The organism is Streptomyces niphimycinicus (assembly GCF_018883605.1).
Classification (GTDB): domain Bacteria; phylum Actinomycetota; class Actinomycetes; order Streptomycetales; family Streptomycetaceae; genus Streptomyces; species Streptomyces niphimycinicus.
In genome coordinates this window covers 1-15,593 of the sequence record NZ_JAHLEM010000297.1, presented here as the reverse complement: position 1 = coordinate 15,593, position 15,593 = coordinate 1, and the positions used below count along the sequence as shown (strand labels likewise).

At 72.3% G+C, this 15,593-nt stretch carries 13 protein-coding genes and 1 pseudogene; 6 read left to right on the top strand and 8 right to left on the bottom strand.

All coding sequences use genetic code 11. From position 1 onward, the window contains the following. From KN815_RS25645 to KN815_RS25630, 4 genes are all read right to left on the bottom strand, one after another. On the bottom strand, positions 1-834 hold an 834-nt coding region (locus KN815_RS25645), incomplete at its 3' end, for a flavin monoamine oxidase family protein (protein WP_216344282.1). Positions 835-929: 95 nt separating this feature from the next. Then, positions 930-1,730 carry a carbon-nitrogen hydrolase family protein gene (locus KN815_RS25640; RefSeq protein WP_216344281.1) on the bottom strand — a complete coding sequence of 267 codons (801 nt, stop codon included), beginning with the start codon at positions 1,728-1,730 and terminating at the stop codon, positions 930-932. 305 nt (positions 1,731-2,035) lie between these two features. Further along, positions 2,036-2,491, bottom strand: coding sequence for an Lrp/AsnC family transcriptional regulator (locus KN815_RS25635; protein WP_059145749.1), 456 nt, complete (start codon positions 2,489-2,491; stop codon positions 2,036-2,038). 10 nt (positions 2,492-2,501) lie between these two features. Next, entirely contained in the window at positions 2,502-3,974 is a 1,473-nt protein-coding gene (locus KN815_RS25630) for an amino acid permease (protein ID WP_216344280.1), read from the bottom strand. A 300-nt stretch (positions 3,975-4,274) separates the two neighbouring features. Between KN815_RS25630 and KN815_RS25625 the strand changes: the two genes are divergently transcribed. After that, on the top strand, positions 4,275-4,481 hold the full coding sequence (locus tag KN815_RS25625; RefSeq protein WP_216344279.1) for a hypothetical protein: 207 nt from the start codon (positions 4,275-4,277) through the stop codon (positions 4,479-4,481). A 107-nt stretch (positions 4,482-4,588) separates the two neighbouring features. Continuing rightward, a complete protein-coding gene (locus KN815_RS25620) occupies positions 4,589-5,239 on the top strand; it encodes a DUF2637 domain-containing protein (protein ID WP_372458475.1) in 651 nt (216 codons plus the stop codon). Between the two features lie 106 nt (positions 5,240-5,345). On the opposite strand, the gene KN815_RS25615 is transcribed toward KN815_RS25620, so the two are convergent. After that, positions 5,346-6,809 (bottom strand): GuaB1 family IMP dehydrogenase-related protein, encoded by a 1,464-nt coding sequence (locus KN815_RS25615; RefSeq protein WP_216344277.1) that lies wholly within the window; start codon positions 6,807-6,809, stop codon positions 5,346-5,348. A 474-nt stretch (positions 6,810-7,283) separates the two neighbouring features. On the opposite strand from KN815_RS25615, the gene KN815_RS25610 reads away from it, so the two are divergent. The 3 genes from KN815_RS25610 (at position 7,284) to KN815_RS25600 (ending at position 11,985) form a co-directional block, all read left to right on the top strand. After that, on the top strand, positions 7,284-7,442 hold the full coding sequence (locus KN815_RS25610; RefSeq protein WP_216344276.1) for an FDLD family class I lanthipeptide: 159 nt from the start codon (positions 7,284-7,286) through the stop codon (positions 7,440-7,442). A gap of 80 nt (positions 7,443-7,522) precedes the next feature. Continuing rightward, on the top strand, positions 7,523-10,684 hold the full coding sequence (locus KN815_RS25605) for a lantibiotic dehydratase (protein WP_253209240.1): 3,162 nt from the start codon (positions 7,523-7,525) through the stop codon (positions 10,682-10,684). A 17-nt stretch (positions 10,685-10,701) separates the two neighbouring features. Further along, a complete protein-coding gene (locus tag KN815_RS25600; protein ID WP_253209239.1) occupies positions 10,702-11,985 on the top strand; it encodes a lanthionine synthetase C family protein in 1,284 nt (427 codons plus the stop codon). A 127-nt stretch (positions 11,986-12,112) separates the two neighbouring features. Here KN815_RS25600 and KN815_RS25595 read toward each other — a convergent pair whose 3' ends face one another. Together KN815_RS25595 and rpe are read right to left on the bottom strand one after the other, a co-directional pair. Further along, positions 12,113-13,102, bottom strand: a complete 990-nt coding sequence (locus KN815_RS25595; protein WP_216344274.1) for a sugar-binding transcriptional regulator — start codon at positions 13,100-13,102, stop codon at positions 12,113-12,115. Positions 13,103-13,237: 135 nt separating this feature from the next. Further along, positions 13,238-13,912 (bottom strand): ribulose-phosphate 3-epimerase, encoded by a 675-nt coding sequence (gene rpe / locus KN815_RS25590; protein WP_216344273.1) that lies wholly within the window; start codon positions 13,910-13,912, stop codon positions 13,238-13,240. 187 nt (positions 13,913-14,099) lie between these two features. Here rpe and KN815_RS25585 point away from each other — a divergent pair, with 187 nt between their 5' ends. Beyond that, on the top strand, positions 14,100-15,038 hold the full coding sequence (locus KN815_RS25585; protein ID WP_216344272.1) for a serine hydrolase: 939 nt from the start codon (positions 14,100-14,102) through the stop codon (positions 15,036-15,038). A gap of 73 nt (positions 15,039-15,111) precedes the next feature. Here KN815_RS25585 and KN815_RS25580 read toward each other — a convergent pair. Further along, a pseudogene (locus KN815_RS25580) lies at positions 15,112-15,593 on the bottom strand (rRNA cytosine-C5-methyltransferase); the annotation flags it as partial.

Sequence of the window (15,593 nt, the reverse complement as noted above, 5' to 3'; positions counted from 1 at the left end):
CAGCGGCAGTTGCTGGCTGCCGCCGACGATGCCGCGGTGGTGGTCGTCGGCCTCGGTGTAGACGACCCGCAGGATCTCCAGGATGGAGTTGGGGAAGTCGGTGTCCCAGCCGCCGGTGCCGAAGCCGACCTGGCCGAAGATCTCCCGGTGGCGGAAGGAGGTGAAGGCCGCGGAGTCGCAGAGGAAGCCGTAGAAGGTCTGGTTGTCCAGCTTCTCGACCAGCCGCGACCAGATCTCCCGGATCCGGGGGACGTTCCGCTCGCGGATGGCGCGGTTCATGTCGGAGAAGTCCGCGCCCTCCTCCAGGCAGGCGTTCCAGGCGTCGGCCACCTCGCGGTAGACCGGCGGCAGATCGTCGATGGTGCGGGCGTAGTGGGACTCGCCCTTGAGGTCGACGACGGTCGAGGGGGTGTCGGGGGCCAGCGGGTTGGGGAACGGCTGGGTCTTCAGGCCCACCAGGTCGATGTAGTGCTGGAGGGCGGTGGAGGACGGCGGGAAGCGCATCGCGCCCATCTCGGCGGTCAGCGTGTCGTCACAGCCGTCGAAGCCGACGGTGCGCAGCCGTCCGCCGATCCGGTCGGCCTCGTAGACCACCGGCTTCAGGCCCATCTTCATCAGCTCGTACGCGGTGACGAGGCCGGAGAGACCGCCGCCGACGACCGCGACCTCGGCGCCGTGCTCGGTCGCGGGTATCTGGCCCAGGCCCGCCGGGTGGGCGAGGAAGTCGTCGTAGGCGTAGGGGAAGTCCGGGCCGAACATGGTCATGGGCAAAAGGGCCTGATGGGCCCGCGTTTCCTGCTCGTCATGGACGGCGGTGGGCACCGTGGACGTCATGGGGTACGGATTCCTTGCTGGTTGGTGCTCAGAGCGTGTTTCGGATGCGGCGGGGGCCGGGCTGATCAAGTGAGGAGGGATCGGGCGAGGGCTGATCAGCCGAGGGAGGAGTACAGACCGGGGCGGCGGTCGCGCAGATACGGGTTGATCCGGCGCGAGGTGCTCAGCAGCTTGGGGGCGACATCGCCGAGGAGGAGTTCCTCGCCGCGGCCGGCCCGCAGACAGGTGGCGCCGTCGGGCCCGGCCAGACAGCTCAGGCCGACGAAGTCGAACTCGCCCTCGACACCGCTGCGGTTGACGTAGGCGATGTACATCTGGCTCTCGAAGGCCCGCACCGGAATCACCGATTCGGCGACGAACTCGAAGGGGTGCATCTGCGCGGTGGGCACCAGCAGCAGATCGGTCCCGGCCAGGGCATGGGCCCGTACGTTCTCGGGGAACTCGACGTCGTAGCAGATCAGGATGCCGACGGTCAGCTCGCCAATGGTGGCCTGGACGACGGGGACCTCACCCGGGGTGAACGACCCCCGCTCGAAGCAGCCGTAGAGATGGGACTTGCGGTAGTTGGCCAGTTCGGCGCCGTCCGCGCCCACGAGCCGTGCGGAGTTGTACACCGCGCCCTCGTGGCTCTCGGGGTAGCCGTAGAGGATGGCGAGACCGTGCGTCGCGGCGATCTCGGCCACGGCCCGGCCGCTGGGCCCGTCGGCGGGCTCGGCCAGCTCCCGTACACCGCCGCCGCCAATCGCGTATCCCGTGAGGAACATCTCCGCGGTGACCAGCAGCCCGGCCCCGTCGGCGGCCGCACTGGCGGCGGCCTCGTCGAGGACCTTGAGGTTTCCGGCGGGATCGCCGGGGTGACCGGAGTTCTGGAGCAGGGCGGTGCGCAGCGGCGACATGGCAGACCTTGAGGGGAGGGGTACGGGTATAAAAACAGTACGTTGCCTCCGGATCGCCCAACAAGACGGCTTCGTTGCGTCCGGCGTCGATTCATGACGCATGGGGATCGGTACGCGTCGATTCATTGCGCACGCGGGGGCCGGGCATGGGCGGGGCCCACGCGGGGGCGCCCCGAAGGGGCGCGGGGCTGTGTCGATGTGCGGCTCCGCCGCGCGGGGAACTACGCGACCAGCCACGACACCGCCGCACACGACCAACGGCAGGTCAGGGCACGACAGTCAACCAGGGCCACCCAGCGGAGCTCCTACGTCGGCGCACCCGAGCTGAACCTTCGCAGCAGAGGCGAGAGCACCAGCACAGACTTGGTGCGCTCCACGAACGCCTCCCCCGCGATCCGCTCCAGCACCCGCTCGAAGTGGCGCATATCGGAGGCGAAGACCTGGACGACGGCGTCCGCGTCGCCGGTGACGGTCGACGCGGACACCACCTCGGGATAGCGCGACAGGCCCCGGCGGATGGCGTCCGGCGAGGTGTTGTGGCGGCAGTACAGCTCGATGAAGCCCTCGGTCTCCCAGCCCAGCGCCACCGGGTCGACCCGCACCGTGAAGCCGGTGATGGCTCCCTCCGCGCGCAGCCGGTCCACCCGCCGTTTGACGGCGGGCGCGGACAGTCCGACCAGCTCGCCGATGTCGGCGTAGGAGCGGCGGGCGTCCTCGGCGAGGGCGTGGACGATGCGTTCGTCGAGATCATTCAGTCGCACTGGGGGGCAATCACTTCTCTGCTGTGGCCAGTCGGGAGCGGCGCAAGCCGTATGCGAAGTACAGCACAAGGCCGACGGCCATCCAGCAGCCGAAGACCACCCAGGTCACGAACTGGAGGCTGCCCATCATCCACAGGCACAGCGCGAAGCCGATCACCGGGAAGAGCGGGGACAGCGGCACCCGGAAGGTGCGGGGCATTTCGGGCCGGGTCCGGCGCAGCACGATCACCGCGATGTTGACCAGCGCGAAGGCGAAGAGGGTGCCGATGCTGGTGGCGTCGGCGAGCTGGCCGAGCGGGATCGCGGCGGCCAGGACCCCGCAGAAGAGCGAGACGATCACGGTGTTGGCGCGGGGCACCCCGGTCCTGGCGTGGACGGTGGAGAAGACCTTGGGCACCAGCCCGTCCCGGGACATCGCGAAGAGGATGCGGGTCTGGCCGTAGAGCACGGTCAGCACCACGGAGGCGATCGCGACCACCGCTCCGGCGGCCAGCAGCACGGCCCAGACGTCCTGTCCGGTGACATCCTTCATGATCGAGGCGAGCGCGGCCTCGGAGCCGGAGAACTTCTTCCACGGCAGGGCGCCCACCGCGACGGCGGCGACCAGGCAGTACAGCGCGGTGACGATGATCAGCGAGAGCATGATCGCGCGGGGCAGGTCGCGCTGGGGGTTCTTGGCCTCCTCACCGGCGGTGGAGGCGGCGTCGAAGCCGATGTAGGAGAAGAAGAGGGTGGCACCGGCGGCGCTGACGCCCGCCATGCCCAGCGGCATGAACGGGGTGTAGTTGCCGGCCCGGATGCCGGTGAAGGCGACGGCGCAGAAGAGGATCAGTGCCGCGATCTTCACGGCCACCATGACGGTGTTGGCGCGGGCGCTCTCCTTGGCGCCGCCCAGCAGGAACGCCATGGCCAGCAGCACCACCAGCAGGGCGGGCAGATTGAAGATCCCGCCGTCGCCGGGCGGGGCGGCCAGGGCGTCGGGGATGGTGAAGCCGAGCGTGCCGTCGAGCAGTTCGTTGAGGTACTCGCCCCAGCCGACGGCGACGGCCGCCACCGAGACGCCGTACTCCAGGATCAGACACCAGCCGCAGACCCAGGCGATCAGCTCGCCCATCGTGGCGTAGGCATAGGAGTAGGAGGAGCCGGAGACGGGGATGGTGCCCGCCAGCTCGGCGTACGAGAGCGCGGAGAACAGCGCGGTGAGCCCGGCGATGACGAACGACACGACGACCGCCGGACCGGCGTCCGGCACGGCCTCGCCGAGCACCACGAAGATGCCGGTGCCCAGGGTGGCCCCGATGCTGATCATGGTGAGCTGCCACATGCCCATGGAGCGCCGCAGACTGCCGCCCTCGCCCCGGCCGCCCTCGGCGACCAGCCGCTCCACCGGCTTGCGCCGCATCAGCCGGGCGCCCAGCCCGCCGACCGGAGGGTTTGGTTCCGCTTGCTGGCTGGCGGGCGGTGCTGCGCCGTGCTCCAACACAGGGGTGGCTCCTTAATCGCTGCCATCGGGTGGTGGCGACCGACTGCGGACATACGGGTGCCCGAAGAGCAAACCCGCAGGTGGGAATCGCCGAGCAGTCGGTCCCCGCCACTCCACGTCAGCGCAAGACCCTATGAGCCGTCCGCCGACGGCCGTAATGCACCATGGTTGCGCATCCCCGTGGCAACGTTGCGCGCGGGGGCGCTCGGCGGGGAATCGTTGCGAGACACTGCGCGAGTCAGCGCTCGTTTCACCCGAATGCCGCGATACTGCACCATTTTAGCGGTCGTTGGTGGGGACGTGACCACTGACAGCCTGCAACCACCCGATCACTCCCGCCTCAGTGCCGAACCCGTGTTCCGGCCCCGAGACCAGGGGGGTGACAGCGAGCGCTATCCGCTCGAATACTGCGCGAGAGTCTGGGAGGACTTCCTCCGGGCGCTGGGCCGGATCGAGGCGGACTTCCTCCAGCGGTCCGATACGCCGGAACCGGGCGTCAAGGCATGACGTACACCGAGCCGAGGCCGGGCGGCTACGGGCCCCCACCCACCGGCCACCGGCACGCCCCCGCGCCCCCTCCCGGGGAGCGTTACGAGGCGGCAGCCGATTATGAGATGAATCCTTTCCCCCTGCCCGACCCGGAGAGCATCGAGGGCCGCTGGGACCTGGAGGGAGACCTGGCCCGGCTGCTCCAGACGACCTCCCCCGAGGAGTCGGTGCACACCACCGGCCCCATCGGACCGGTCGCCCCGCTCCACACCCCCGCCCCCACGCATGTGCGGGGGCGCGGCAAGCGCCGCCGGGTCCGCTTCCGGCTGCCGACGCTGCCGTGGCTGCATGTGATCAGCCTGATCTTCGCGGCGGTCACCACGGTCATCGTCGCCATGCTGAGCGTGCTCGGCGGAATGATCTCCTACCGCCCGCTGCGCTATCTGGCCTCCCCGAGCACCTCGGAGTCCATGGCGGCGTGGTGGCCCCTGCTGGTCTACGGGCCCTGGCTGGTCGCCTCGCTGTCGGTGCTGCGGGCCGCCCTGCACCGCCGGGGCGCGGCGCACTCATGGGCCGTGGTGGTGCTCTTCTCCACCATCGCGGTGTTCCTGTGCGTCGCACACGCCCCGAGGAACGCGCCCAGCATGGCCGTGGCCGGTCTTCCCCCGGTCGCCGCGCTGGTCTCGTTCCACCAGTTGGTCCGGCAGATCACCCTCACCAGCCCGCCGCGCCACGCGCTGCCCCGCACCCGGGGTGAGCGCGGACTGGCGAGGTGAGACCGCGTCACGACACATCACCACAGCCCCCACTCACCCGAGCCGAGTGGGGGCTGTGGTGTTCGGGGGCTCGGTCCGCCTTAGGGGCGGGCCGAACTCCTGAGCCTCAGTCCCAGCTTGCGTGGAGCGGCTTGCCCTCCGCGTAGCCCGCGGCGCTCTGCACGCCCACCACGGCCCGCTCGTGGAACTCCTCCAGCGACCCGGCGCCCGCGTAGGTGCAGGAGCTGCGCACACCCGCGATGATCGAGTCGATCAGGTCCTCGACCCCCGGCCGGGCCGGGTCCAGGAACATCCGCGAGGTGGAGATGCCCTCCTCGAACAGCCCCTTGCGGGCCCGCTCGTAGGCCGACTCGTCGCTGGTGCGGTTGCGCACCGCGCGTGCCGAGGCCATGCCGAAGCTCTCCTTGTACGGCCGGCCGTCGGCGGTGTGCTGGAGGTCGCCGGGCGATTCGTAGGTCCCCGCGAACCAGGAGCCGACCATGACGTTGGACGCCCCGGCGGCGAGCGCCATGGCGACGTCGCGGGGGTGCCGGATGCCGCCGTCCGCCCAGATGTGCTTGCCGAACTTCCGTGCCTCGGCGGCGCATTCCAGCACCGCGGAGAACTGCGGCCGGCCCACGCCGGTCATCATGCGGGTGGTGCACATCGCGCCCGGCCCGACGCCGACCTTGATGATGTCGGCACCCGCCTTGATGAGGTCGCGCACGCCCTCGGCGGCGACCACGTTGCCCGCCACCACCGGCACCCGCGGACCAAGGCCCCGGACCGCCTTGAGTGTGGTGATCATCGACTCCTGGTGGCCGTGGGCGGTGTCCACGACGAGGGCGTCCACCCCGGCGTCCAGGAGCGCCTTCGTACGGCCCTCCACATCGCCGTTGACCCCGACGGCGGCCGCGATCCGCAGCCGGCCACCCGCGTCCACCGCGGGCTTGTAGAGCGTCGCGCGCAGCGCGCCCTTGCGGGTCAGGATGCCCGCCAGCTTCCCGTCCGCGTCCACGGCGGGGGCCAGCTTGCGGTGGGCGGCGTCGAGGCGGTTGAACGCCTCCTGGGGGTCGATGGCGGCGTCGAGCACCATCAGCTCGCGCGACATCACCTCGGAGAGCTGGGTGAAGCGGTCCACGCCGGTCAGGTCGGACTCGGTCACCACGCCCACCGGACGCCCGTCCTCGACCACCACACCCGCGCCGTGTGCCCGCTTGGGCAGCAGCGACAGCGCGTCGGCGACGGTGCCGGTCGGGGCGAGGACGATCGGGGTGTCCAGCACCAGATCGCGGCTCTTGACCCAGCGGACCACCTCGGTGACGACGTCGATCGGGATGTCCTGCGGGATGACGACGAGGCCACCGCGACGGGCGACCGTCTCGGCCATGCGGCGGCCGGCGATCGCGGTCATGTTGGCGACGACGAGCGGAATGGTGGTGCCGGTGCCGTCGGGTGAGGCCAGGTCCACCCCCTGGCGGGAGCCGACCGCGGAGCGGCTCGGCACCATGAACACATCGTCGTACGTCAGGTCGTAGGGAACCGGGGAAGATTCCACGTGGCGCCCCGTACCGGGCTCGAGGAAACGCATGAGCCTCACATTTTCACGCGAAACGACGCAGGTCACTCCCATGGCGACACAACAAAACACCCCCGCATTCGTAGACTCCTCCAAAGAGGCGCTGCGGGGGCTGCTCCGGTGCCGACAGGCAACCTGCCTTACATCGAAACGCTACCCGAGCACCCGCCCGAGGGCGAGTGACCCCATGCGGCGGAGCAGCGCTCGGCGCGTCGGCGAGCGGTCGGGGCCCGGCCAGGAGCCATCGGAGGGCGCGATGACGCCGTTCGTTCCGCCGACCGCGACTTTCTGAGGCAAGCCTTAGATCTCGCTCTCCGCTGTTCCGGAATCACCGGCGGTGCACATACACAGGAGGTGCGGGGCGCTCGGCACGAGTGCCCCTCGTCAACCGCGAACGGGAGCCGCGCACGCCCATCCGCCGAGGTGTAGGTGAGCGGCACTGGGTGCGAACGGCTGCCGTCGCCCCCTCTATCGAAGGAGTTGACCATGTCTGTCGCCGTACCGGCCGAGTCGGCCAGCGAGATGTCGGAGTTCGACCTGGACGTGCGTGTCGAGCTCGACGAGCCGACGGCCGCGCACAGCGCGTCCACCGGCACGCCCGCGGCCTCCATCCTCTGGTGCACCGTGGTCGCGCCGGCCTGTTAGCAGCAAGGACCGCGCGGGGCCCGGGCCGAGCCCGGGCTCCGCGCGGCTCGCCGACAGCGGAATGCTCGGCGGTGCCGAGCGTGAACGGGAGAGAGGACACCATGGCCGGAGACCACCCGATGTTCCACGCGGAGCCCACCGGGATGCTCCGTGTCCCGCTCCTCCCCCGCTCGGCCACCGGGACCCGCGCACACATCGACCCGCGCGACCGCGAACAGGTCCGCCGGTACATCGACGCGCTCCTCTCCGACGGACGGGTCGAGGAGGCCCTCGCCGTCTCCAGCCCCTCACTGCACCGGGCCGTGGAGGCGCTGCGCACTGGCGCACCGATGAAGGCCGGCGCCCTGCGCAAGCTCACGCTCTCGGCGACGCGCTACGTCCTGCGGGGCGCCAGCCGCGCCACCCCCTTCGGGCTCCTGGCGGGCGTCGCCCCGGTGTCCTTCGGCGAGGGCTGCCGGGTCCGGCTGGGCACCCGGCACCGCAAGGCGGTGCGCCCGGACGGCGGCTGGCTTTCCGGCGTCCTCACCGCCTGGGAGGGCGAACTCGAGGTGCTGCGGGCGCTGCGCGTCGTGGCGAACGACCTGGGCTTCGCCCGCGGGCAGCGCTGGGTGCTCCCCTGCGGCTACGACGCGAAGGACCCCGCCGACCCCGAGGAGCCGGCCGCCGGCGAACGGCAGCGCGAGGGGCGGAGCGCCCAGGAGATCTCCGTACGCCACACGGCGGCCGTGCGGACCATCCTCGCCGCCACCCGGCGCCCCTGCCCGGCCGGGGACCTGCTGAAGGTCCTCGACGAGGCGTACCCGAACGTCCCCGCGTCCGCCAAGGAGGGGCTCCTCGTCGAGCTCGTCCGCCAGGGCTTCCTCCTCACCGAACTGCGCCCCCCGCTCGGCGAGACCGACCCGTTGCGGTACGCGGTGGAGGTGCTCGATGCCGTGGGACGGGCCGACAAGGCACGCGAACTGGCCGCCATCGGCGACCTGCTGGAGGAGTACGGCGCGGAACCCCTCGGCGCGGGGCTCGGCCACTGGAAGAGGGCCCTGGACGCGATGGGCGGCCTGCGCGCCGATGACCGGCCGATCCAGGTCGACATGCGGCTGGACGCCGAAGTCGCCCTGGACCGGGAGGTGTTACGGGAGGCGGAGCGCGCGGCCACGGCGCTGTGTCTGGCCGCCCCCGACACGGTGCCGACGCCGGAGCTGCGGGAGTACCGTGACGCGTTCGTCGAACGCTATGGCACCGACCGGGCCGTGCCGCTCGCCGACGTGCTCGACCCGCACACCGGCCTGGGCCCGCCCGCCGGCTACGACCACCCCAGAAGCGAGCGGCGCACGGCGGAACCCGGTGAGCCGAGCGAACGCGACCGGGCCCGGGAGGAGTTCCTGGCCGAGCTGGCCCTCACGGCGATCGCGTCGGGTGACCGCGAGGTGGTGCTCGACGACGCGGCGCTCGACCGGCTGCGCGGCTCCGGGGCACCACCCCCGGCCGCGATGGAGCTCTGCGCCCATCTGACCGCCCCCTCGCGGCGGTCCCTCGAAGAGGGCGACTTCGCGCTCGTGCTCTCGCCGGCGACGGGATCGCCGGCACCGGGCGCGCTCTTCGGGCGGTTCGCCTATCTCCTCGACGACGTGGAGGCAGTGGGCGAGTTGGCGCGCCGCTCCGCGGCCGACTCGGCCCGGGACGGCGCGCTCCAGGCACACCTGGACTTCCTGCCCCTGAGCGGGCGCGACGCCAATGTGGCCCGCGTTCGGCCGTTCTGGACCGAGCGGGTCGCGGTGGGCTGCTTCGCGGACCGCGCCTCGCCCGCCGTGCGGGGAATGAGCGATCTGGCACTGGCCGCCGACCCGGACCGGCTGTATCTCGTGGACGCCTCGACCGGGCAGGAGATCAACCCCCGGGTTCCGACCATGCTCGACCCGCGGCGTGCCCCCGCGGCGGTCCGGCTGTTGCGAGAGGTGCCGGCGATGGGGAGCTGGCCCTTGTGCGTGTGGACATGGGGGCGCCTGTCCACACTTCCCCACCTGCCCCGCGTCCGGTTCGGCAGGACGGTCCTCGCCCCCGCCCGATGGCGGCTGACCGACCCCGGCCTGTTCGACTCCGCCCTCTCCGACGCGGAGTGGGAGCGCCACCTGGACGGCTGGCGGGCGCGCTGGAACGTGCCCGACCGGGTCGCCGTCGGCGGGGGCGACGACCACCGGCTGGAGATCGACCTGACCGCCCCGCTCCACCGTATGGTGCTGCGCCGCGAGCTCCGCCGGGGCAAGGACGTGACGGCGTACGAGACTCCCGAGGACGCGGGGGCGGGCGGCGGCTGGCTCGCCACCGACGCGGGGGCGTTCAGCAGTGAACTGGTGATTCCGCTGCTGCCCGCCCGCCCGGCGCCCGGCGATCCCCCGGCCGTCCGGGCTCCGGCGCGGCGGATCTGCCCGGTCGGTCCGCCCGCCCCGCGGCACAGCCGCGGGTGGCTCTACGGCAAGCTCTACACCTCCGCCAACCGCCAGGACGAGGTGCTGACCGAGCACCTGCCCCGGCTGCTGGCGGCCCTGCCGCCCGCGGTGGACCGCTGGTTCTTCATCCGCTACGCCGATCCGGCCGGAGCGCATCTGCGGCTGCGGTTCCACGGCGACCCCGCCACGCTCCACGGCGAGCTGCTGCCGGGTGTCCTGGACTGGGTGGAGCAGCTACGCGACCTGCGTCTGGCCGGGGCGTTCGTCATCGACGGCTATGAACCCGAAACCCACCGCTACGGCGGCCACGAGGCCATCGAGGCCGCCGAGACGGTCTTCCACCGCGACAGCGTGGCCGCCCTTGAACAGCTCCGGCTGCGGGCGGCCGGCGCGGTCACCGTCGAGCCGCGGGTGCTCGCCGCCGCCAATTACCTCGACCTCGCCCGCCAGGTCCACGGCGACCGGTGGACCGACTGGTGGCTGCGGAACCCGCGGAACGAGGAGCACCACGCCTACTTCCGGGAAGGGCGCGCGGCGGCACTGCGCCTGCTGGACGGCGGACTCCGGGCCGCGTTCCCGGCCGAAGGCGCCGCCGCCGTGCTCGCAGCCCTCGACGCCAGGGCGGCCGCCATGCGTGCCTATGCCTCCGCCGCCGCCGACGGACCGGTGCTGGCGAGCGTGTTGCATATGCACCACAACCGGCTCATCGGCACCTCACACACATCCGAAGCCCGTTCGCTGGCGGTGGCGCGCGGCCTCGCCCAGACCGAACACGGACGGCGGAGGCACCTCGGATGACGGCGGAGGCTTCTCGGATGACGGCGGCACCAGCCGGACGGTGGGACGCCGGCACCGTGGCGGCCGAGATCGCCGCCCGCGTCCGCGACCACGCCACCGGGGACTTCGCCGCTGCCGGGCTCAGCATGGGTGCCTCGGGGGCGGCGCTGCTGCTCAGCGAGCTGAGCAGGAACGACCCGGGCCTGCGCCCGACCGTCCACGCCCTGCTGGCGGCGGAGGCCGGGTACGCCGGTGCCAGAGGTCCCGGGCTGATCACGGGCCTGGGCAGTCTCGGCTTCGCCGCCAAGCACGCCGCCCGCTCGCCCCGGGACTACGCCACCGTACGGGGCCGGGTGGACGCGACCCTGCGGCATCGCCTCAAAACGGTCCTCGACGCCGAGTACGGCCGGATGGAATCCGGTGTCCCCGGGGCGGACCGGGAACACTTCGACGTCATCTCCGGTGTGACCGGCCTCGGCCGGTACTTTCTCGCCGAGCCGTCCGACCCCGAAGCGGTCCACGATGTGCTGCGGTATCTGGTTGCCCTCACCGAGCCCGTCCGGGCCGCGGCCGGGCCGCTGCCCGGCTGGTTCAGCCCCCCGTGGCCCGCCGCGCTTGACCCGCGGCGGCGGGAGTGGGTGCTGGACCTGGGCCTCGCCCACGGCATCGCCGGGCCGCTCGCGCTGCTGTCCCTGTGCTGGACGCGCGGACTGCGCGTCCCCGGCCACGACACGGCCATCCGCCGTATCGCCCGGTGGCTGATGAGCTGGCGCCAGGAGGACCCGGACGCGGGCCCCGGCTGGCCCGGTACGGTCTCCGCCGACCAGGAGCTGGCCGCCACCCGGCCCACCCTGGGGCCGGGCCGCGCGAGCTGGTGCTACGGCGCTCCCGGAATCGCCCGCGCGCTCCAGCTCGCCGGAGTCGCCCTGGGCGAGGACGCGTGGGTGCACACCGCGGCGCAGGCGATGAGGGCGGTCTTCGCCCGCCCCGGCGGACTGCGGGGGATGGACGATCCCGGGCTGTGCCACGGCCTCGCCGGGCTGGCCCGGATCACCGGGCGTATCGCAGACGAGCTGGCCGACGCGTCGCTGTCCGCGCGGGCCGACGAGATCGCCGATCGGCTGTGCGCCCGCTTCGACCCCGGCACGGCCTTCGGCTTTCCCACCGCGCCGGTGCTACCGCTGCGGCCGGAGCCGCTGGACGCGCCGACGTTCCTGGAGGGCGCGGCGGGCGTCGCCCTCGTCCTGCTCGGCCGGAGCACGCCGCCCGCCGGGACCGCCGAGGGTGCTGTGCCGTGGGACGCGGCCCTGCTTCTGGCGTGATGCGAGGTGGCGAGCGGCGGGCCGCTCGCCATTTCCCGCTTGCCCGCCGTGCCCGCTTCCCCGCCGTTCCCCCTTGCCCGCCGTTCCCCCTTGCCCGCCGCGACCGGTGCTCGCCGCGTCCGGCCCGCTACACGCCGTCCGGGTCGGCGCGGTCCAGGGCGGGGTGGGCGGCCGGGGTGGTCTCGGCGAGCAGATAGTCCGCGGCGGCCGTGTCCGTCACCAGGCTGGTGACCAGGCCGGACCTCAGCACCGCCCCGATCGCCTCGGCCTTACGGCGGCCACCGGCGATGGCCACCACCTCGGGGATCCGGCGCAGCCGGTCGGCCTCCACGGTGATGCAGCGCTCGCCCAGGTCACGGCCGATGCGGCGGCCCTCGGCGTCGAAGAGGTGGGCCGACATCTCGGCGGCGGCGCCCAGGCTCTCGTAGTGGGCCCGCTCCTTCTCCGACAGCATGTCGTAGACCGTGGAGATCCCGGCCTCCCATGAGCCGATGGAGACGCAGGCCACGGTGACCTTGTCGAAGTACTCGAAGGCACGGGCGATACCGGTCTGGCCGCGCAGGGCGTCGGCGGTGGCCGTGTCCGGCAGCAGCATCGGCGCGTAGATGGGGTGCGCCTCACCGCCCGAGACGGCGGCGGCGCGGCGCACCGCCTCGACCGAGCCGCGCTCGGCCGTGCCCGCGTCGTACACGCCGGTGAGCTGGACGACGGTGCACGGGGGCAGCCGGTGCAGCGCGGCGGCCATGTGGATCGTGGACCGGCCCCAGGCCAGCCCCAGCACATCGCCCTCGGTCACCAACTCGCCCAGCAGGTCCGCGGCGACCTCGCCGAGGTTCTCCGGGTCCGGGGTGTCCGCCTCGGCGTCGGCCGGGGACTCCACGACGACCGCGTGGCGCAGCCCGTAGCGGGCGCGCAGGGCGTCGGAGCGCTCCGCGTCGAGTTCGGCGGGAACCCGGATCTCGATGCGCACCAGATCGCGTTCGAGCGCCGTCTCCAGCACCCGCGCGACCTTGAAGCGGCTGACGCCGAACTCCTCGGCGATCTGAATCTTGGACTTGCCCTCGAGGTAGAAGCGGCGCGCCATGGCCGCCGCCTGCACCAGTTCGGCGGGTCCCATCCGCGTGGCTGAACGGCCCGTCGACACCGCGGTCTCCTCACTATTCACTGTCCGGACTCACCGTTCATCCTGTCAGAAACGGCGGAGTTGGTTCGCCCTTCACCCTTGAGTTCACCGACCGGTAGCTACGCCGCCTCATGTCCCGGGGGTACCGGTTGCCTTCTCGGCCAGCCGGCGCAGCGCCTCTACGGCCTTGGCCGGGTCGTCGGCGCCGTAGACGGCGGAGCCCGCCACGAACACATCGGCGCCCGCCTCGGCGCACCGCTCGATGGTGGCGGCCGAGACCCCGCCGTCCACCTGGAGCCACATCTGGAGTCCGTGCTTGTCGATGAGCTGCCGGGTGCGGCGGATCTTCGGCAGCATGATGTCGAGGAACGCCTGGCCGCCGAAGCCGGGTTCCACGGTCATCACCAGCAGCATGTCCAGCTCGGGCAGCAGATCCTCGTACGGCTCGATGGGCGTGGCCGGCTTGAGCGCCATCGAGGCCCGCGCGCCCTTGGCCCGGATCTCGCGCGCCAGCCGCACCGGCGCGGCCGCGGCCTCCACATGGAAGGTGACGGAACCGGCGCCCGCCTCGATGTACTGCGGCGCCCAGCGGTCCGGGTCGTCGATCATGAGATGGCAGTCCAGCGGGGTATCCGTGGCCTTGCCCAACGACTCGACCACCGGAACCCCGAGGGTGAGATTGGGGACGAAGTGGTTGTCCATGACGTCGACGTGGAGCCAGTCGGCACCCTCGACCGCCTTCGCCTCATCCGCGAGGCGGGAGAAGTCCGCGGACAGGATGCTGGGGTTGATCTGCAAGGCCATGCCACCAAGCCTCCCACGGTCCATGCCGGTCCATGGAGCCGGGATCATCGCTACGGCCCGTACCGCCGTGATCACTTGGGTATCCGCTCCGATCGACGCACGGCGGCGGAGCCGGGATCATGAAGAAGTCGAAGGAAACCCCTAGACGTCACGTGCAAAGATGTCACGTGCAAACAGGCAACCCACCATGACGAGAGATCGACTACCCCGGCAGCCGCGCACCGCGGTGTGCGCGGCGCTGACAGCGGCCGTCGTCGTATCGCCGGTCGCCGGGGCCGGACCCGCCTCCGCCTCTCCCGCGGCCACGGCACCGCGGCCGGTCTGTGTCTCGCACCAGTCCGGGCTGGCCGGCAAGCTGTCCAGGGACATCGCCGCGGCGCTGCGCGGCCGGTCGGGCACCATCGCGATCAGCCTCCGCGACCACACCACCCACACCCGCTGCACGCTGCGTGCGAACCAGCGGTTCGACTCCGCGAGCGTGGTGAAGGCGACGGTCCTGGCGACGCTGCTGTGGGACGCGCAGCGCCACCACCGGCCGCTGACCAAGGGCGAGAAGACCCTCGCCAAGGCCATGATCACCAAGTCGGACAACGCCTCGACCAGCAAGCTGTGGAAGAAGCTCAAAGCCTCCCGGGTCAAGGCGTTCCTGCGGGCGGCGGGCATGGACGCCACCGTGCCCGGCAAGGACGGCTACTGGGGCCTCACCCGGATCACCGCCAACGACCAGGAGCGGCTCCTGGACCTGATCACCCACCCGAACACGGTGCTGACCGACGCCTCCCGCCGCTACCTCCTCTCGCTGATGGGCAAGGTCATCCGGGAACAGCGCTGGGGCACCCCGGCCGGCGCCCCGGACGGGGTGCGGATCCAGGTGAAGAACGGCTGGCTGGAGCGGTCCACCCACGGCTGGCGGGTGCACAGCATCGGCGCCTTCACCGGTGACGGCCACGACTACACCCTCACCGTGCTCACCCAGGACAACCGCACCATGAAGGCGGGCGTGGCCACCATCGAGGCGGTGGCGCGCGCGGTCCACAGGGACCTCAACCCCACCGCCCGCACGGCCACCGTCTACGCCCCGACCGACCGGCCCCAGGAAGCGCTTCCGGCGGTCCCGAAGGACTGACGCACCCGCTCACGGCGGCCGTGCGATGCCCCGGAGCGCTCGCTCCGGGAACCCGCGAGAGGAACGCGCGCGGTCAGCCCGTGCGGCGCAGCAGCGCCAGATACATGGCGTCCGTACCGTGCCGGTGCGGCCAGAGCTGGATGTCCGGGCCGTCGCCCAGCTCGGGCACCCCGGGCAGCAGCGGACGGGCGTCGATCCACTCCGCGGAGACGGCCGGGCCGCCACGCCCCTTGAGGACGTCCTCGACCACGGCCCTGGTCTCGGCCGGATGCGGGGAGCAGGTCGCATAGCCGACCACGCCGCCGATCCGCGCCGAGGCCAGGGCCTCCCGCAGCAGTCCGCGCTGAAGCGGGGCGAAGCCGTCGAGGTCCTCGGGGCGGCGCCGCCAGCGCGCCTCGGGGCGGCGGCGCAGCGCACCGAGCCCGGTGCACGGCACATCCACCAGCACCCGGTCGAAGGCGCCGGGCCGCCACGGCGGGCGAGTGCCGTCCGCGGCGATCACCTGGTACGGGCCGGGGTTGCCCGCCAGGGCCCTGGCCACCAGCCGGGCCCGGT